The 17,475-nt window shown below is 70.1% G+C and carries 19 protein-coding genes and 1 pseudogene; 7 read left to right on the top strand and 13 right to left on the bottom strand.

Going from position 1 to position 17,475, the window contains the following annotated elements; genetic code table 11:
• Positions 1-16 precede the first annotated feature (16 nt).
• Positions 17-1,075 (top strand): GGDEF domain-containing protein, encoded by a 1,059-nt coding sequence (locus ABIC70_RS17770; protein WP_043356236.1) that lies wholly within the window; start codon positions 17-19, stop codon positions 1,073-1,075.
• A gap of 114 nt (positions 1,076-1,189) precedes the next feature.
• Here ABIC70_RS17770 and ABIC70_RS17765 read toward each other — a convergent pair whose 3' ends face one another.
• A complete protein-coding gene (locus ABIC70_RS17765) occupies positions 1,190-1,567 on the bottom strand; it encodes a HesB/IscA family protein (protein WP_043356239.1) in 378 nt (125 codons plus the stop codon).
• A 122-nt stretch (positions 1,568-1,689) separates the two neighbouring features.
• Positions 1,690-2,694, bottom strand: coding sequence for a threo-3-hydroxy-L-aspartate ammonia-lyase (locus tag ABIC70_RS17760; protein WP_354440363.1), 1,005 nt, complete (start codon positions 2,692-2,694; stop codon positions 1,690-1,692).
• Positions 2,695-2,915: 221 nt separating this feature from the next.
• Here ABIC70_RS17760 and ABIC70_RS17755 point away from each other — a divergent pair, with 221 nt between their 5' ends.
• The 3 genes and pseudogenes from ABIC70_RS17755 to ABIC70_RS17745 all read left to right on the top strand — a co-directional run.
• Positions 2,916-3,134 (top strand): hypothetical protein, encoded by a 219-nt coding sequence (locus tag ABIC70_RS17755; RefSeq protein ID WP_051045078.1) that lies wholly within the window; start codon positions 2,916-2,918, stop codon positions 3,132-3,134.
• Positions 3,135-3,267: 133 nt separating this feature from the next.
• Positions 3,268-3,471, top strand: coding sequence for a hypothetical protein (locus tag ABIC70_RS17750; protein ID WP_043356243.1), 204 nt, complete (start codon positions 3,268-3,270; stop codon positions 3,469-3,471).
• A gap of 56 nt (positions 3,472-3,527) precedes the next feature.
• Positions 3,528-4,089, top strand: a pseudogene (locus tag ABIC70_RS17745) (integrase core domain-containing protein); the annotation flags it as partial.
• Between the two features lie 542 nt (positions 4,090-4,631).
• On the opposite strand, the gene lpdA reads toward ABIC70_RS17745, so the two are convergent.
• From lpdA to ABIC70_RS17710, 7 genes are all read right to left on the bottom strand, one after another.
• Positions 4,632-6,071, bottom strand: a complete 1,440-nt coding sequence (lpdA, locus tag ABIC70_RS17740; RefSeq protein ID WP_043756104.1) for a dihydrolipoyl dehydrogenase — start codon at positions 6,069-6,071, stop codon at positions 4,632-4,634.
• Positions 6,072-6,084: 13 nt separating this feature from the next.
• The gene (locus ABIC70_RS17735; protein WP_354440361.1) at positions 6,085-7,518 is read right to left on the bottom strand and encodes a pyruvate dehydrogenase complex dihydrolipoamide acetyltransferase; all 1,434 of its coding nucleotides are present in this window, start codon (positions 7,516-7,518) and stop codon (positions 6,085-6,087) included.
• A 4-nt stretch (positions 7,519-7,522) separates the two neighbouring features.
• Positions 7,523-8,116, bottom strand: a complete 594-nt coding sequence (locus ABIC70_RS17730) for a Uma2 family endonuclease (protein ID WP_287091350.1) — start codon at positions 8,114-8,116, stop codon at positions 7,523-7,525.
• Positions 8,117-8,131: 15 nt separating this feature from the next.
• On the bottom strand, positions 8,132-8,419 hold the full coding sequence (locus ABIC70_RS17725) for a DUF5076 domain-containing protein (RefSeq protein WP_043356258.1): 288 nt from the start codon (positions 8,417-8,419) through the stop codon (positions 8,132-8,134).
• 70 nt (positions 8,420-8,489) lie between these two features.
• The gene (locus ABIC70_RS17720) at positions 8,490-9,932 is read right to left on the bottom strand and encodes a pyruvate dehydrogenase complex E1 component subunit beta (RefSeq protein ID WP_043356260.1); all 1,443 of its coding nucleotides are present in this window, start codon (positions 9,930-9,932) and stop codon (positions 8,490-8,492) included.
• 55 nt (positions 9,933-9,987) lie between these two features.
• Positions 9,988-11,061: a pyruvate dehydrogenase (acetyl-transferring) E1 component subunit alpha gene (gene pdhA / locus ABIC70_RS17715; RefSeq protein ID WP_043386314.1), complete on the bottom strand. Its 1,074-nt coding sequence runs from the start codon at positions 11,059-11,061 to the stop codon at positions 9,988-9,990.
• Positions 11,062-11,198: 137 nt separating this feature from the next.
• Positions 11,199-11,510, bottom strand: a complete 312-nt coding sequence (locus ABIC70_RS17710) for an FtsB family cell division protein (protein ID WP_043356265.1) — start codon at positions 11,508-11,510, stop codon at positions 11,199-11,201.
• Positions 11,511-11,605: 95 nt separating this feature from the next.
• Here ABIC70_RS17710 and ABIC70_RS17705 point away from each other — a divergent pair, with 95 nt between their 5' ends.
• Complete coding sequence (locus tag ABIC70_RS17705) at positions 11,606-12,808, top strand: adenylate/guanylate cyclase domain-containing protein (protein WP_279901147.1); 1,203 nt, start codon at positions 11,606-11,608, stop codon at positions 12,806-12,808.
• A 56-nt stretch (positions 12,809-12,864) separates the two neighbouring features.
• On the opposite strand, the gene ABIC70_RS17700 is transcribed toward ABIC70_RS17705, so the two are convergent.
• Together ABIC70_RS17700 and eno are read right to left on the bottom strand one after the other, a co-directional pair.
• Complete coding sequence (locus ABIC70_RS17700) at positions 12,865-13,161, bottom strand: DUF3574 domain-containing protein (protein WP_354440396.1); 297 nt, start codon at positions 13,159-13,161, stop codon at positions 12,865-12,867.
• A gap of 104 nt (positions 13,162-13,265) precedes the next feature.
• A complete protein-coding gene (gene eno / locus ABIC70_RS17695) occupies positions 13,266-14,555 on the bottom strand; it encodes a phosphopyruvate hydratase (protein WP_043356273.1) in 1,290 nt (429 codons plus the stop codon).
• Between the two features lie 194 nt (positions 14,556-14,749).
• Between eno and queF the strand changes: the two genes are divergently transcribed.
• Positions 14,750-15,202, top strand: a complete 453-nt coding sequence (gene queF, locus ABIC70_RS17690) for a preQ(1) synthase (RefSeq protein WP_043386379.1) — start codon at positions 14,750-14,752, stop codon at positions 15,200-15,202.
• Positions 15,203-15,266: 64 nt separating this feature from the next.
• Here queF and ABIC70_RS17685 read toward each other — a convergent pair whose 3' ends face one another.
• Positions 15,267-15,605 (bottom strand): hypothetical protein, encoded by a 339-nt coding sequence (locus tag ABIC70_RS17685; protein ID WP_043756095.1) that lies wholly within the window; start codon positions 15,603-15,605, stop codon positions 15,267-15,269.
• A gap of 333 nt (positions 15,606-15,938) precedes the next feature.
• On the opposite strand from ABIC70_RS17685, the gene ABIC70_RS17680 reads away from it, so the two are divergent.
• Positions 15,939-16,613 (top strand): class I SAM-dependent methyltransferase, encoded by a 675-nt coding sequence (locus ABIC70_RS17680; RefSeq protein ID WP_053610580.1) that lies wholly within the window; start codon positions 15,939-15,941, stop codon positions 16,611-16,613.
• A 5-nt stretch (positions 16,614-16,618) separates the two neighbouring features.
• On the opposite strand, the gene kdsA is transcribed toward ABIC70_RS17680, so the two are convergent.
• The gene (kdsA, locus tag ABIC70_RS17675; protein WP_043756093.1) at positions 16,619-17,473 is read right to left on the bottom strand and encodes a 3-deoxy-8-phosphooctulonate synthase; all 855 of its coding nucleotides are present in this window, start codon (positions 17,471-17,473) and stop codon (positions 16,619-16,621) included.
• Positions 17,474-17,475: the final 2 nt, after the last annotated feature.

Below are 17,475 nucleotides of genomic sequence, written 5' to 3'. Positions count from 1 at the left end.
GGACCACGGGATACGGATGAGCCAGGAGACCTATTCGGACCGCGATCGCAGCTTCGCATTGGCGAAGCGCAGCCATGACCTGATCCGCGACTACGGCCCCTCCGCGACGCCGCGCGCCTACGCGGTCTGGTATGCCTACGTGTCGGGCGAGCTGCCGCTCCTCGCCGATGCCGTGAAGCGCCTCACCACCCAGAACGGCTGCCTTACCGAGAGCGACATCGACGATCTGCACGAGACCTATCTCGACGGGCGGCGCCTCGCGAGCACCACCGACGACGTCAGCCGCGTGGTCCTGAGCGAGATCGCGGCGGTCACCGAGATCCTGGACCTCTCCCTGGGCTCGACGGCGCAGTACAGCGAATCGCTGCGCGGCGTCGCCCAGGATCTCTCCCAGGGCCTCCCGAGCCGGGCGCGGTTCGGCGAGATCGTGGCGACCCTGGCCGCCACGACCCGGGAAGTCGCCGCCAACAACCGGATCCTCGAGGCCCGCATGCGCGAGACGCGCAGCGAGATCGAGACGCTGCGCGAGAAGCTCGATGCGAGCCGGCGCGAGAGCCTGACCGACGCCCTGACCGGGCTGGCGAACCGCAAGCATTTCGAGGAGACGCTGAAGGCGGCCATGGATTCAGCGCGGGCGCGCACCGATCCCATGAGCCTGATCATCCTCGACATCGATTTCTTCAAGCGCTTCAACGACCTGTACGGTCACCTCACGGGCGACCAGGTCCTGCGGCTCGTGGCGATCGTGATGCGCGAGAATGCCGGGAAGCAGGCGCAGCTCGCCCGGTTCGGCGGCGAGGAGTTCGGCATCATCCTCCCCGGGGCCGACCGCACCGTGGCCAAGCGGGTGGCCGAGACGGTCCGCACCAGCGTGATGGGGCGCGAACTGGTCAAGCGCTCGACCGGCGAGTCGCTCGGCAAGATCACCATCTCCCTGGGGGTCGCGGTGCTGTGCCCGGGGGATACGCCGGCCTCGCTGATGGAGCGGGCCGACCTGTGCATGTTCGCGGCCAAGCGCGCGGGCCGGAACCGCTTCCTGGACGATGCGGCCGAGTCGCTGTCGCAGGTGGCCTAGGGGCGCCGCGACGGCGCCCGCCCGCGGCGGAGCGCTTTTCGGGAGCGGGAGACCCTCTGCGCCGGGGGCGCGGCTGGGCCGCCGCGCTCCCCGCGCCGACGGTGAGCGGGAGCCTCAGGCCGGCGCGGACAGGCGGTCCGCCGAGACCGGCGTGATCGCCACGGATTCTCCGCAACCGCAGGCCGAGGTCTGGTTCGGGTTGTTGAACACGAACTGCGACGCCAGCTTGGTGGTGGTGAAGTCCATCTCCGTGCCGAGCAGGAACAGCACCGCCTTCGGATCGACGAAGACGCGCACGCCGCGATCCTCGACCACGTCCTCGCCGGGCTTGACCGCCTCGGCATATTCCATCGTGTACGACATCCCGGCGCAGCCGCCGTTCCGGACACCGACGCGCAGACCGGCGATCGGCCGGTCGGCCTCCGCCATGATCGCCTTGATCCGATCGGCAGCCCGATCGGTCAGCGACAGAACCTTGAAGCTCGTGGACATTGTCATCCTCCCGCCCATCCGGGTTCAAGGCCCGGGGACGCGCATTCTGGCAGCCACAAGATAAGCATTGGGCCGGGGCCGGTCCACCGCGGCGGGAGCACACCGGCCCGGCAATCGACGCCTCAGGCCGACTCGCCGGTGAGCCGCGCGAAGGCCGCCAGATCGACGTTGCCGCCGCTGATCACCACGCCGACGCGCTTGTCCGTGACGTCCACGAGCCCGTGGAGCACCGCCGCCGCCGCGAGGCAGCCGGTCGGCTCGACCACGAGCTTCATCCGGCTGGCGAAGAACCGCATGGTCTCGACGAGCTGTGCGTCGGTGACGGTGAGGATGTCGGACACCCCCGCGCGGATGATCGCGAAGGTGAGGTCGCCCAGCGCCGTCGACTGCGCCCCGTCGGCGATGGTGCGGGGCACGGGAATCGTGACGATCCGGCCCTCGCGGAACGAGCGCTGCCCGTCATTGCCAGCCTCCGGCTCGACGCCGATCACCCGGCAGCCCGGCGACAGCTCCGCCGCGGCCAGCGCGCAGCCCGCGAGCTGGCCGCCGCCGCCCAGGCAGGCCACCAGTATGTCGAGGGGGCCGACCGTCTCGATCAGCTCCTGGGCCAGGGTCCCCTGCCCGGCGATGACGTCGGGATGATTGAAGGGAGGGATCAGCGTCAGGCCGCGGGCCTGCGCGATCTCCCGGCCGAGCGCCTCGCGATCCTGGCTGTAGCGGTCGTACAGGACCACCTCGGCGCCGTAGCCGCGCGTGGCGGCGATCTTCGCGGCGGGGGCGTCGCCCGGCATGATGATGGTGGCGGGGGCGCCGAGCAACCGGCTCGCCAGCGCGATCGCCTGGGCGTGGTTGCCGGAGGAATACGTGATCGCCCCGCGGGCGCGGGCCGCCTCCGGAAGGGCGCTGATCGCGTTGTAGGCCCCGCGGAACTTGAAGGCGCCGGCCCGTTGCAGGTTCTCCGCCTTGAAGAACAGCCGGCCGCCGGTCATCGCGTCCGCGGTGCGCGAGGTCAGGACCGGCGTGCGATGGGCGGCCCCGGCGATCCGCTCCGCGGCGCGGGCCACGTCGGCGAAGGTGGGAAGGCCGTCGGCCGCGTCGATGGGGTCGCCCTGCATCGTGTCCTGCATCGCGTTTCGCATCGCTCCTGCGCCGGTTGTGCCGGACGTCATAGGGCCGTTTCGGTCCGTGCGCATCCGGCCCGGTCCACATGCGGAAGCGGAGCCATTCGGCCCTTCGCCGCTTATCCCCGCAGCGACGTCTTGGCAGGAACGCTGGGGGGCGGCATCGCCATGCGGATCGAGACCATGTGCAGACCTGCGATCCGGCAAGCGGTCGGCGGGGTGGCGTCATGAGCGCCCGGGATCAGGCCTCCGGCGATGCGGCGACCGAGGTCACATTCCGGGGCCGCGGGCTGGCCCTGCAGTCCGGTCGGCGGCTGATCCTGCTCGTCTGCCCGCTCTGTTCGCAGCGCAACGCACAGCGCGGCGCCGAGCGCGGCATCTGCGAGTGGTGCGCTTACGTCCCCTCGCCGGATCAGGCCGAGCCGGTGGATCGGCTGCGCCGCTGACGGGCGTTCCGGTGTCGGCGCGGATCGCCATCGCCTTGCGCAACCTCAGCATTTGTTTTTGAGTTTTATCTATTTATGGTTGCCGAACCGCCGCGCGCTCCCACATTCCCGTGGACGCTCGACTGGAGGGACCATGCAACCTTCCGAATGCTGCATCTTCCGGATGACCCTCGCGTCCGTGCTCGGCAGCTGCATCACGCTGCTGCTCGTCCGGGGGCTCGATCCCATCGCGGCGCTGCTCCTGATCCCCGTCGGCGGCAGTACGGCGACGGTCGCGGTGATCCTCCTGTTTCAGCTGGTGAGCCTGACGCGCGCGGCGGCGCCCGGTTCGGACTGACGGACCCGTGCCGGCCCGGCCTGGGCCGGACCGACGTCCGAACGGCTGTCGGCGCCAGGCGCGGCGCTCGCAAGCGTGCGCTGGGCACCCGGCCTCCTGCCGCTGCGCCCCAGGAGCCGAATTAGCGCTTGAGCCTCGACGTCGTCTCCCACACGCTCGACGACGGGCGGCGCTTCCGAATCCTCGTCGTGGTCTACGCCTGCACGCGATAATGTCCGGCTCTGGTCGCTGGTACTTCGCTGTCGGGGCGGCGGGTTACGCGCGAACTCAACTGGAACATCGAGGGCCGGTGCAAGCCGCTGATTATCGTCTCGGACAACGGCACTGAGCCAACCTGCACGCCATCCTGCGCTGACAGAAGGAGCGTGGGGTGGGGTGGAACGACATCGCACCCGGTAAACCGCAGTAAAACGGCTTCGTCGAGAGTTTGAACAGGCGCTTTCGCGACGCGTGCTTGAGCGTGCATCTGTTCCGAAGGCTGTCGGCGGCTGAACCCTCATCGCGGCGTGGCAGGTGCACTACAACGCCCGCCGCCCTCACAAAAGCCTCGGCGTACTCACCCCAAAGGCATTTTCAATCCGGCCCGAGCACGACCAGGACCGGAACCGACTCTGGTTATGGACGGGGCAAACAGGGGGCGAGGTCAAGGCTTGGGGATGCCATTCCGTCCCAATGGTTTGGAGCGAGGTGTAAAGGGCCTCAGAGCCTTCCAGAAGGCCAACAGGGAGAAGGCCACGATCCAAGAGCCCAGGATGGCTATGTGCGCCCCGCGCCAGAACGGAGACCAATCCATCAGGTAGCGCATCCTGTGGAATGAGGGGGTCCAGGAGGGATCTGCGTAAACCGGAGCGCGCCAAAGCATCAGCGAGCCCACCGCCAACAGGAAGAGACCACCCCCAGCGGCCTTGAGCCTATCCATCAGGGTCGGTGGAAAGTCGTCAGGCTCGAATAGCCGCATCGCGCAACATAGCGCCCTTTTGGGCTTCTGACGGTCGTATGTGTGGTCTAGGTCAGGATGCTCGCTCGCCCACTCTGGGAACAGTGAGAGCCGGCGCCCGGCCCTCCCCTGGCTGACCCTGGGCTTGGCCCAAGGTCTCGCGAGCGCCGGGGGCCTCCAGCTAACAGCTTGTTTTGAAGGAGCTTTCGGTCGGCCTCTCGTCTTACGTGTGAATCACCTTGCCGTAGGCGTCGAGCACGCTCTCGTGCATCATCTCGCTGAGCGTCGGGTGCGGGAACACCGTGTGCATCAGCTCCTCCTCGGTGCTCTCCAGGTTCATCGCCACCACGTAGCCCTGGATCAGCTCGGTCACCTCGGCGCCGACCATGTGGGCGCCGAGCAGCTGGCCGGTCTTGGCGTCGAACACGGTCTTGATCAGCCCGTCCGGCTCGCCGAGCGCGATCGCCTTGCCGTTGCCCGCGAAGGGGAAGCGGCCGACCTTCACCGCAAAACCCTGCTCCTTGGCCTTGGCCTCGGTCAGGCCGACGCTGGCGATCTGCGGCTGGCAATAGGTGCAGCCCGGGATCTTGGCCTTGTCCATCGGGTGGGTGTGCAGGCCCTTGATCGTCTCGATGCAGATGACGCCCTCGTGCTCCGCCTTGTGGGCGAGCATCGGCGGGCCGGCGACGTCGCCGATCGCGTAGAGACCGGGCACGTTGGTGCGGCCGAGCCCGTCCGTCACCACGATCCCGCGGTCGATCTTCACCCCGAGCTTTTCCAGGCCGATCTTCTCGATGTTGCCGACGACGCCCACCGCCGAGATCAGTTTTTCAGCCGTGATCGTTTGTGACTTCCCGTCGCCGCCCTCGATGGTCGCCGTGATGGAATCGGCGCCCTTCTCGACCTTCGTGACCTTGGCGCCGGTGAGGATCTTGATCCCCTGCTTCTCGAAGCGCTTGCGGGCGAGGCCTGCGATCTCGGCATCCTCCACGGGGAGGATCTGCGGCAGCAGCTCCACCACGGTCACCTCGGCGCCCATGGTGCGGTAGAACGAGGCGAACTCGATGCCGATGGCGCCCGAGCCCATCACCAGCAGGCTCTTGGGCATCGTCTCGGGGACCATGGCCTCATAGTAAGTCCAGATCAGCTTCTTGTCGGGCTCAATCCCGGGGATCGCCCGGGGCCGGGCGCCGGTCGCCACGATGATGTGCTTGGCTTTGTAGGTGCCGGCCCCCTTGGCGCCCTTCGGCGCCTCGGCGCGCTTGGTCTCCGTCACGGTGACCTGGCCGGGCTGGTTGCCCTGTGCGGCGCTGTCGACCGCGGCCTCGCCCCAGATCACGTCGACCTTGTTCTTCTTGAGCAGCATGCCGACGCCGCCGTTGAGCCGGCCCGAGACGCCGCGGGAGCGCTTCACGATGGCCGCGGTGTCGAACCCGACCTTTTCCGCCGTCAGCCCGTAATCACCGGCGTGCTGGAAGTAGTGGTAGATCTCGGCCGAGCGCAGCAGCGCCTTGGTGGGGATGCAGCCCCAGTTCAGGCAGATGCCGCCGAGATGCTCGCGGTCGACCACGGCGGTCTTGAACCCGAGCTGCGCCGCACGGATCGCCGTGACGTAGCCGCCGGGCCCGGCGCCGATGATGAGGACGTCGTAGGTGTCGGACATCGTGTGCTCCGGCTCAGACCAGCATGCCCATCGGGTTCTCGATCAGCCCCTTGAAGGCCGAGACCAGCTCCGCGCCGAGCGCGCCGTCGAGGACGCGGTGGTCGCAGGACAGGGTGCAGGTCATGACCTGGACCACGGCCGGCGCCCCGTCCTTCACGACGACGCGCTTCTCGCCGGCGCCCACCGCCAGGATGCTCGATTGCGGCGGGTTGATCACCGCGGTGAAGTGCTTGATGCCGAACATGCCGAGGTTCGACACCGAGGTGACGCCGCCCTGGTACTCCTCGGGCTTCAGCTTCTTGGCGCGGGCGCGGGCGGCGAAGTCCTTCATCTCGTTGGAGATGGTCGAGAGCGTCTTCTCGTCCGCCCGGCGGATCACCGGGGTGAACAGCCCGCCGTCGATGGCGACCGCGACGCCGACCTCGGCGTGCTTGAAGCGCAGGATCCGGTCCTCGGCCCAGACCGCGTTGGCGGCCGGCACGCGGGTGAGCGCGAGGCCCATCGCCTTGATGACGAAGTCGTTCACCGAGAGCTTGAAGGCGGGCTTGCCGTCCTTGTCCTTGCCGGCGGAGCCGTTCAGCGTCTCGCGCAGCTTCATCAGCGCGTCGAGCTCGCAATCCACCGTCAGGTAGAAGTGCGGGGCGACCTGCATCGCCTCGGTGAGGCGCTTGGCGATGGTCTTGCGCATGCCGTCGAGGGGCACCTCCTCGTAGGCATCCTTGGCGTAGAAGCCCTTGACCTGATCGGTCGTGAGGCCGGCCGGCGCGCCGCCCGCGGCGGCGGCCTTCGGGGCCGGGGTGGCCGCCTTCGGCGCTTCGGCGGCCTGGGGGGCGGCGGCGGGTGCCTGAGTGGCGCCGGAGGCCTTCGCGGCCTGGACGTCCCGGGCGATGATGCGGCCGTGCGGGCCGCTGCCCTGGACGGCGCCGAGATCGACACCCTCCTGCTTGGCGATCCGCCGGGCGAGCGGTGAAGCGAAGACCCGTCCGCCCGTGCTGGCCTGCGGCGCCCCGCCGGGCTGCGCGCCTTCCGGCGCCGCGTTCACCCGCTCGTACCCCATGTGGCCGCCGCCGGGCGTGGTGTTCTGGTTGGCCGCCGAGGCGTCGGCCTTCGGCTCAGGCTTGGCGTCAGGCATGGCGTCAGGCTTGGCCGCTCCGTTGGAGGCTGCCTTCGGCGCACCGCCGGCGGCGGCCGCCGACACGTCCTCGCCCTCGGCGGCGATGATGGCGATCAGGTCGTTGACCGGAACGTCCGCGGTGCCCTCGGGCACGAGGATCTTGGCGAGCACGCCCTCGTCGATGGCCTCGACCTCCATGGTGGCCTTGTCGGTCTCGATCTCGGCCAGCACGTCGCCGGACTTGACCGCGTCGCCCTCCTTCTTGAGCCACTTGGCGAGGTTGCCCTTCTCCATGGTCGGGGAGAGCGCGGGCATCAGCACGTTGATCGGCATGGCATCAGGTCTCGGGCAAGGCCGGGGCGGCCGGATCGTCGAAGGGAAAGAGGTCGTCGAGGGGGAACGGGACGGCGTCGAAGGGCGGAAGGGCCACGGCCTCGCCGCGCTGGACCGTGGCGAGGAGCACCCAGCGCCCGTCCGCGAGGGCGAAGCCTTCGAGCACGCCCGCGGCTGGATCGAGCAGCCAGAGGTGACCGATCTTGGCCTCCGCATAGATGCGGCGCTTGCGCCCGCGGTCGAGGCGGACCGTGGAGGGCGAGAGGATCTCGCAGACCCAGTCCGGCGCGATCTCGATGTGGGCCGCTTCCAAGTCGGTCGGCACCCGCTCCCGGCGCCAAGCCGCCAGATCCGGCACCACGACATGGGCACCCAGGTGGAGTTCCGGTTCAATCATGAAAATCCAGCCGCCGGGTCCGCCGCGTCCATAACGGAACGGGGTGCCCAGCAAGGTGGACAAATCGGACGCGGCCATCGCGTGCCGGGGCCGCGGCCGCGGGTGCGTCTCCAGCACACCGTCGATGATCTCGGCGACGAGATGCGCGGGGACAGCCTCCAGATCCGCGTAAGTCGCCTGCCGGACAGCCGCCTCAGCCATGGTCGGCAGCCATCGCTAGTTGAGGCCGCCGGGGTCGAGCCCCTCGGCCTCCCAGCCCGCGCGGATGCGCTCGACCGCCTCCTCCTCCGACATGTCGGTCTCCAGCGCGTAGGCGCGGGCTGCCTGCCGGGCGAGATCGGCCAGGAGCCGGCCCCAGGTGGCCGGGTCGTCGAAGGAGCGGCGGAGGGCCACGCTCACCGCGCCGTCGACCACGGCGGCGCGCAGCACCTCGATGCCGCCCTGTTCGAGGGCGTCGGGCGGGATGGCGAGTTCGGCGAAGTCGCTGCTGGAATCTTGGCTCATGGCGCGCCGGCTGTTCCCTGGGCCCCCTGCCGGGACGGAGGCGGGGACATGCGCCCCGCCCGCGCGCCCGTCACTTGTAGCAGACGCTCTTGGCGGCCTCGACCACCTCCGCCACATTCGGCAGCGCCAGCTTCTCCAGATTGGCCGCGTAGGGCATCGGCACGTCCTTGCCGGTGATGCGCAGGACCGGAGCGTCCAGGAAATCGAAGGCGTCGACCATCAGGCGCGCCACGATCTCGGCGCCGACGCCGGATTGCGGGAAGCCCTCCTCGACGGTGATGCAGCGGCCGGTCTTCTTCACCGATTCCACCACCGTCTCGGTGTCCATCGGGCGGATCGTGCGCAGGTCGATCACCTCCGCCTCGATGCCCTGCTCGGCCAGGGCCTGCGCGGCCTTGAGGGCGTAGGTCATGCCGATCGCGAAGGACACGATGGTCACGTCGCTGCCGGTCCGGTGGATCCGCGCCTTGCCGATCGGCAGCACGAAGTCGTCGAGCTGCGGCACCGGGAAGGACTGCCCGTACAGGATCTCGTTCTCGAGGAAGATCACCGGGTTCGGGTCGCGGATCGCGGCCTTGAGCAGGCCCTTGGCGTCGGAGGCCGTGTAGGGCGCGATCACCTTGAGGCCCGGCACGTTGGAGTACCACGCGGCGTAGTCGTGGCTGTGCTGGGCGGCAACGCGGGCGGCCGCGCCGTTCGGGCCGCGGAACACGATCGGGCAGCCGAGCTGGCCGCCGGACATGTACAGGGTCTTGGCCGCCGAGTTGATGATCTGGTCGATCGCCTGCATGGCGAAGTTGAAGGTCATGAACTCCACGATCGGCTTCAGCCCGGCGAGCGCCGCGCCGACGCCGATGCCGGCGAAGCCGTGCTCGGTGATCGGGGTGTCGACCACGCGCTTCGGTCCGAATTCCTGCAGCAGGTTCTGGGTGACCTTGTAGGCGCCCTGATACTCGGCGACCTCCTCGCCCATGACGAAGACGTCGCCGTCGCGGCGCATCTCCTCGGCCATGGCGTCGCGCAGGGCCTCGCGGACCGTCTGGGTGACCATCGGCGTGTCGGCCGGGAACTCCTCCATCACCGGCTCTCGGGCCTTGTTGGTGATGACGGCGGGTGCCGCCGGCGCCTTCGGGGCGTCGTCGCCGGTCTTGGCGGCGGGCGCGGGCTTGTCGGCCATGCCCTCGGCCTGCATGTCGGGCGTCGGCGCCGGATGGCCGCCGGCGCCGTTGGGCTTCGCCCCGCCGCCGGACTGGACGCTCGCCGGATCCTCGCCCTCGCCGGCGATGACGGCGATCGGCGTGTTGACCGCGACGCCCTCGGTACCCTCCGCGATCAGGATCTTGGCGAGCACGCCCTCGTCGATCGCCTCCACCTCCATGGTGGCCTTGTCGGTCTCGATCTCGGCCAGCACGTCGCCGGACTTGATCGGGTCGCCCTCCTTCTTCAGCCACTTGGCGAGCTTGCCCTCCTCCATGGTGGGCGAGAGGGCGGGCATCAGGATGTCGGTCGCCATGCTCAGCTCTGCGGTCGTCGTCTCGTTCGGGGGGCGGCCAGCGTCGGCGACGCGCTCAGGCGTGCGCGTCCAGCAGGATGTCGGTCCACAGCTCAGACGGATCCGGCTCGGGATCGTTGGTGGCGAACTCGGCCGAGGCGTTCACCGTCTCACGGACCTTGGCATCGGTGGCCTTCAGCTCGGCTTCGGGCACGCCGTGCAGCTCGAGCAGGCGCTTGCGCACCATCTCGATCGGATCGTGCTCGTCGCGCATCTTCGAGACCTCGTCCTTGGTCCGGTACTTGGCCGGATCGGACATGGAGTGGCCGCGATAGCGGTAGGTCTGCATCTCCAGGATGTACGGCCCCTGGCCGCTGCGGGCATGCTCGATCGCCCGGGTGGCGGCCTCGCGGACGGTGCGCACGTCCATGCCGTCGACCTGCTCGCCCGGGATGCCGAAGGAGAGGCCGCGCTTCGAGAAGTCGGTCTGCGCCGAGGCCCGGGCCACCGAGGTGCCCATGGCGTAGCGGTTGTTCTCGATGACGTAGACGACCGGCAGCTTCCAGAGCGCCGCCATGTTGAAGCTCTCGTAGACCTGGCCCTGGTTGGCCGCGCCGTCGCCCATATAGGTCAGGCTGACCTTGCCGTTCTCCCGGTAATGGTCGGCGAAGGCGAGGCCCGTGCCGAGGGAGACTTGTGCGCCGACGATCCCGTGACCGCCGAAGAACTGCTTCTCGCGGCTGAACATGTGCATCGAGCCGCCCTTGCCGCGGCTGTAGCCGCCGCGGCGGCCGGTCAGCTCGGCCATGACGCCCTTCGGGTCCATGCCGCAGGCCAGCATGTGGCCGTGGTCGCGGTAGCCGGTGATGACCTGGTCGCCGTCGACCGAGGCCATCTGCATGCCGATCACCACGGCCTCCTGGCCGATATAGAGGTGGCAGAAGCCGCCGATCAGACCCATGCCGTAGAGCTGGCCGGCCTTCTCCTCGAAGCGCCGGATCAGCAGCATCTCATGATAGGCGTGGAGATCCTCGTCCCGGGTGAATTGCGGCATGTTGGGCGCCGGCTTGTGCGCCTCGGCCGCCTGAGGGCTCGCGGCCTGCGATTGGGAGGACGAAGCGTCCTTGGCAGGCTCCTTGGCGGCGTCCATCGGCGCTCTCCCCGTGATTCCACGCGACGTGGTGGGGGTGTAGGACAGCAAGGATTGGAAAGCGAGGGCTGCCGCTCTGACAGGAAGCCGCTCTTGTCAGAGGACTTTCGGGGCGGACTCACGGGGCCCGGCGGCGATCAGGGCGTGATGATGACCACGTCGTTGGCGTGCACCCGGCCGAGCACGATCCGCGCCCGTTCCTCCAGGAGGTCGCGGTCGATCTGGTCGCTCTTCAGCAGCGCGACCCGGTGCTCCCAGGTGGCGCGCTCGGCCCGCACGGCGGCGAGTTCCTGATTGAGGCCGTAGGCGCGGATTTTCAGCGCCTTCTTGGCTTCGAGTCCGCGGTTGCCGCTCTCGGCCTGCCATACGAAATAGCCGACCACGAGCGCCGACAGGGTCCAGAGACCCAGCGGCAACACAACCATTCTGACTCGGCGGCGCACGACCATGGCGCGACCCTCGCGCGGAAAGGTTAATGGTTCTTTGCGATCGTGCCGCGACAGGGTCGGGGCGCGATCGGCACGGACAGGGGCGAGGCTGAGGGATGGACCTGACGCATCTGGGACGCTGGGTCGCCGCGCACGCAACGGCGACCGACGACCACGACAGCCTGCTCTCCGGTTTCTGCGAGGCGCTGGTCGGTGCGGGCATCCCCGTCTGGCGGGTCAGCGTCATGGCGCCGGCCCTCGACCCGACCCTGCGCGGCGTCAGCCTGAACTGGCACGCGGGCGAGGGGCTGTCCTTCGTGGCCAACGCCCACGGTGCCGACGAGGAGAGCGACTGGCTCCTGAGCCCCGTCTACGCGCTGGTGGAGAAGGGCGAGAGCTTCGGCCGCTGGCGCCTCGACGCGCCCGAGCTGGAAACGGACTTTCCGGTCCTGAAGGCCCTCGGGGCACAGGGCGGCGTCGATTACGTGCTGCACATCGTCGAGTTTGCGCCCGGCACCGCGCTGCGCGGCATCGCGGTCTCGTTCTGCACCCGCGGCGCCGGCGGCTTCACCGAGGCGCATCTGTCGGCCATCGCCGACGTCCTGCCGTTCCTGACGCTGGCGATCGCCAAGATGAGCTTGGCCCACACGTTCCGCGAGGTGTCGGCGACCTATCTCGGCCGTTCCACCGCCGAGCGGGTGCTCGACGGCCAGATCCGGCGGGGCGAGGGGCGGGCCATTCCGGCCGCCATCCTGCTGACGGACCTGCGCGGCTTCACGGCGCTGGCCGACCGGGTCGATCCGGCCGACATGGTCACGTGGCTCAACGAGCATTTCGACGCCCTCGGCGACCCGGTGGCGCGGCACGGCGGCGAGATCCTGAAATTCCTGGGCGACGGGTTCCTGGCCATCTTCCCGGTGCCGGACGCCGACACCCTCCCCTGCCCGGTCTGCGGCGGCGCCCTGGACGCCGCGACCGAGGGGCTCGCCGCCAACGCGGCGCTCAACGACCGCCGCCGCGCCGCGGGTCTGCCGGAGCTGCCGGCCGAGTGCGTCGTGCATTTCGGGACGGTCATCTACGGCAATGTCGGGACCGAGCGGCGCCTCGACTTCACGATCATCGGGCGGGCGGTCAACGAGGCCAGCCGGATCGAGAGCCAGTGCGCGGCCCTCGGCCATGCGCTCCTGGTCTCGGATTCCTTCGCCGAGCGGTGCGCCCGGCGGCTGGAGCCTGTCGGGACGATCGAGTTGCGGGGCCTGTCGCGGCCGATGCGGGTCTGGACCGTGCCGGCGGAGCCGTCCGATGCCGCGTCGGCCTGAGGCGGCGCAGGCTGCGGGGCCCGGAAGACCGGCCTCCCCCCGTCCTGCCGCCGCCCTCAGAACAGCGCACAGCTCCGCTGCAGCACCAGCCCGACGGCGCCCTGGGCGAAGTGCTCCCGGTACTCTTCCTTGATGCTGCGCAGGGCCGCGACCGCCTCGGGCGTCGCCCCGGTGACGATGAGGACGATGCGGGCAGCCTCATGCACGCGCCGACCGTCCTGTCCGCGCCACTGGCCCCGACCGGAGAACACCGTCAGCCCGTTCGGGAAGCGGGGGGTGATCCGCTCGGCCAGGAACCGGTCGAAGGCCCGCTGCGGGATGAGGCCGCCATCCGGCCGCGACAGGCCGAACAGCAGTTGCGCGCTGAGCGTCGGGCGTGCGCCGTCGCAGAGCGGGTCGGCACAGGCCGGGCCGGCCGCTCCGAGGGCGAGCAGGCCGGTCAGCAGGATCCGCCGGATCAGCGCCGGGCGAGCTGCTTGAGCGCCGCCGGGCCGGCATAGAGCGCCTGCGGGCCCAGGCCTTCCTCGATGCGGATCAGCTGGTTGTACTTGGCCAGTCTGTCCGAGCGGGCGAGCGAGCCGGTCTTGATCTGCCCGCAATTGGTGGCGACCGCGAGGTCGGCGATGGTCGAATCCTCGGTCTCGCCGGAACGGTGCGACATCACCGCGGTGTAGCCGGCGCGCTGGGCCATATCGACCGCCGCCAGGGTCTCGGTGAGCGAGCCGATCTGGTTGACCTTGATCAGGATCGAGTTGGCCGTGCCCTCCGCGATGCCGCGGGACAGGCGCTCGACGTTGGTGACGAACAGGTCGTCGCCCACGAGCTGGCACTGCGCGCCGATCTTGTCGGTCAGGAGCTTCCAGCCGGCCCAGTCGTCCTCCGACATGCCATCCTCGATGGAGACGATCGGATAGGTGGCGACGAGCTGCGCGAGGTAATCGACCTGCGCCTCGATGGTGCGGGTCTTCCCCTCGCCCTCGTAGGCGTAGGCGCCGTCCTTGAAGAACTCGGTGGCGGCGCAGTCGAGCGCCAGGGCCATGTCCTGGCCGGGCTTGAAGCCGGCGGCGCTGATCGCCTCCATCACGAAGTCGAGAGCGGCCTCGGCGGACGGCAGGTTCGGAGCGAAGCCGCCTTCGTCGCCGACATTGGTGTTGTGGCCGGCCTTCTTCAGCTTGCCCTTGAGGGTGTGGAACACCTCGGAGCCCATGCGCACGGCCTCGGCGAGCGAATCGGCGCCCACCGGCATGATCATGAATTCCTGGAAGTCGATCGGGTTGTCGGCATGCGCCCCGCCGTTGATGATGTTCATCATCGGCACCGGCAGCACCCGGCCCTGCACGCCGCCGACGTAGCGGTAGAGCGGCAGGCCGGACGCCTCGGCCGCGGCCTTGGCCACCGCCAGCGAGACGCCTAGGATCGCGTTGGCACCGAGCCGCGCCTTGTTGGGCGTGCCGTCGAGCTCGATCATCGCCTCGTCGACCGCGACCTGATCCTCGGCCTCCATGCCGCCGATCGCGTCGAGGATCTCGGTCTGGGCCGCCTCGACCGCCTTGAGGACGCCCTTGCCGAGGAACCGATTCTTGTCGCCGTCGCGCAGCTCCACGGCCTCGTGGGCGCCGGTGGAGGCGCCCGACGGCACCGCGGCGCGGCCGAAGGAGCCGTCCTCCAGGATGACGTCGACTTCGACCGTGGGGTTGCCGCGGCTGTCGAGAATCTCGCGGGCGCTGATATTGGTGATCGCGGTCATGGAACGTCCTCTCGCGGGGGCCGCGGGTCGGTGGCCGCGCCCAAATCAGAGGGTGCGGCGCATCGCGGCGGCTTATCCGTCAAGCGGCGGCCGGCGGCAAGCGTCGGGACGGGCGGCGCACAGCCCGGTCCACCCGGGAAAGCGTCGCGGATCAGACAGATGCGCGCGGCGCCGACAGGCTTTATATGCCCGCCATGACCTCCGCCAACGACCTCCAGCTCGGCCAGCCGACGCCCTTCCCCACCTCCCCCGAGGAGGCGCGACTCGACCGGGTCCCGAACCCGCACGCGGACACCGACTACGTCGCCCGGTTCACCGCGCCCGAATTCACCTCGATCTGCCCGGTCACCGGGCAGCCGGATTTCGCGATCCTGGTGATCGACTACGTGCCCGGCGACTGGCTCGTGGAGTCGAAGTCGCTGAAGCTCTACCTCGGCTCATTCCGCAACCACGGCGCGTTCCACGAGGATTGCACCGTGGCGATCGGCAAGCGGCTGCGCGACCTCCTGGAGCCGCGCTACCTGCGCATCGGCGGCTTCTGGTATCCCCGCGGCGGCATCCCGATCGACGTGTTCTGGCAGACGGGCGAGCTGCCGAAGAACGCGTGGCTGCCGGATCCGGGTGTGCCACCCTACCGCGGACGCTGACCGGCCAAACGAAAAGGGCGACCGGCTCGCGCCGGTCGCCCCCGATCCATCCGGATCTCAGATCTCAGTAGCCGTAGCCGTAGTAGCCGTAGCCCGGAGCCGCGTAGCCGTAGCCGCCGTAGACCGGGGCGTAGCCGTAGCCGTAGGACGGGGCGTAGCCGTAGCCACCGCCGTAGTAGCTGTCGCGGGCCGCGCCGGCGGCGATCGCACCGGCGGCGAGGCCGGCGATGCCGAGGCCGATGGCGGCACCGGTGCCGATGCCGCGGCGGCCGCGGTAGTAGCCGTGGCCGTAGCCGCCGTAACCGCCGTGGTAGCCCCACGGACGCGCCTCGGCGCCCGTCGTGGCGGCGACGCTGCCAATGGCCATGGCGGCGGCGGTGGCGATGATACCGATCTTGCGCATAGTGTTCCTTCTCGATCCTCGATCGAACATGCCCGATAACGTTGTCACCCCGATACCGTTCCAGATCTCGCCCGGAGTTTTGGTGCGTATGCGCACACAGTCGGGATCCTGAACCGTTGTTCATCGGCGCTCGCGCCGCCGTGATTGCGGTCAAGCTTGGGCGTTCGCCTGTGGAGCACGCCCGAACTCTTGCGAAGAGCCTGGCGCGGCCGCGGCCGGCGACGGTGGCGGCCGGGGCCCGCGGGCGGCGCATTGGCGATCGGCCGGGCCCGGCGGCGGAAATCCGCCCTCCTCCGGGGCGGTCGTGCTACGGCTCCGTCCGGAGGACCGACGATGGATGCCTGGACCCTGATCCGCGACAGCTTCGCGCCCCTGCCCGGCAAGCGGATCCTCGACATCGGCTGCGGGCCCGGGGCGCTCGCGCGCCGGCTGGCTGACGCCGGCGCGGCGGTCACCGGCATCGACCCCGGTGGGGCGGCGCTCGCCCGGGCGCGGGAGACCGTGCCGGAGGCGCGCTTCGAGTCCGCGACCGGCGAGGCCCTGCCCTTCCCCGATGCCGGCTTCGACGGCGCCGTGATGCTGAACGCCCTGCACCACGTGCCGGACCCGGCGGCCGCCCTCGCCGAGGCGGCGCGCGTGCTGGTCCCGGGCGGCCGGCTCGTCGTGGTGGAGCCCCTGGCGGAGGGCAGCTTCTTCGACGCCCTGCGGCCGATCGAGGACGAGACGGCGGTCCGGGCCGCGGCCCAGGCGGCCATCGCCGACGCCCTGGCCCGCCGCGCCTACGCGTGCCGCCGCGACGTGACCGTCGAGCGGCGGGAGCACTTCGACTCCCTCGACGCCTTCCTCGCCCGCGTCAGCGCCGTGGACCCGGCCCGCGCGGCGACCATCCGGGACCGGCGCCCCGTGATCGCGGAGGCTTTCCACAAGGCGGCCGCGCGCGAGGCGGACGGGCGGTTCGGCCTCGTCCAGCCCCTGCGGATCCACGTGCTGGAGCCGGAGGCCGCCTGAGCCGCTCAGGCGGTCCGGCGCTTGGCGAGGCGGTCGAAGGCGAGGAGTTCCTCGAGCAGCGCCGGCAGGTCCTTCAGCGCCACCATGTTGGGGCCGTCCGAGGGGGCCCGGTCCGGGTCGGGATGCGTCTCGATGAACACGCCCGCCACGCCCACCGCCACGGCGGCGCGGGCGAGGACGGCGACGAATTCCCGCTGGCCGCCGGAACTCGCCCCCTGGCCGCCGGGCTGCTGCACCGAGTGGGTGGCGTCGAACACCACCGGCGCGCCCTGCGTGACCTGCGCCATGATCGGCAGGCTGCGCATGTCCGAGACCAGGGTGTTGTAGCCGAAGGAGGCGCCGCGCTCGGTGACGATGACGTTGGGATTGCCGGCCTCCGTCACCTTGGCGGCGACGTGCTTCATGTCCCAGGGCGCCAGGAACTGACCCTTCTTGATGTTGACCGCCCGGCCGGTCGCGGCCGCGGCCAGCAGCAGATCGGTCTGGCGGCACAGGAAGGCGGGGATCTGGAGCACGTCCACCGCCTCGGCGGCGGGGGCGCATTGCTCGGCGGCGTGCACGTCGGTCAGCACCGGCAGCCCGAGGGTTTCGCGGATCTCGGCGAAGACCGGGAGCGCCCCGTCGAGGCCGATGCCCCGGGCGGCGCTGCCGGAGGTGCGGTTGGCCTTGTCGAAGGAGGTCTTGAACACGAGACCGACGCCGAGGCCCGCGGCCATCTCCTTGAGGGCGGCGGCGATCTCCAGGGCGTGCTGGCGCCCTTCGAGCTGGCATGGGCCGGCGATCAGCGTCAGCGGCAGGTGGTTGGCGAAGCGGACGCCGCCGACTTGGACGACGGGGCCGGGTGTCTCGATCTGCGACATGC

This window comes from Methylobacterium sp. 1973, assembly GCF_040545035.1.
Lineage (GTDB): Bacteria > Pseudomonadota > Alphaproteobacteria > Rhizobiales > Beijerinckiaceae > Methylobacterium > Methylobacterium fujisawaense.
This window is presented reverse-complemented; position numbering and strand designations above follow the sequence as displayed.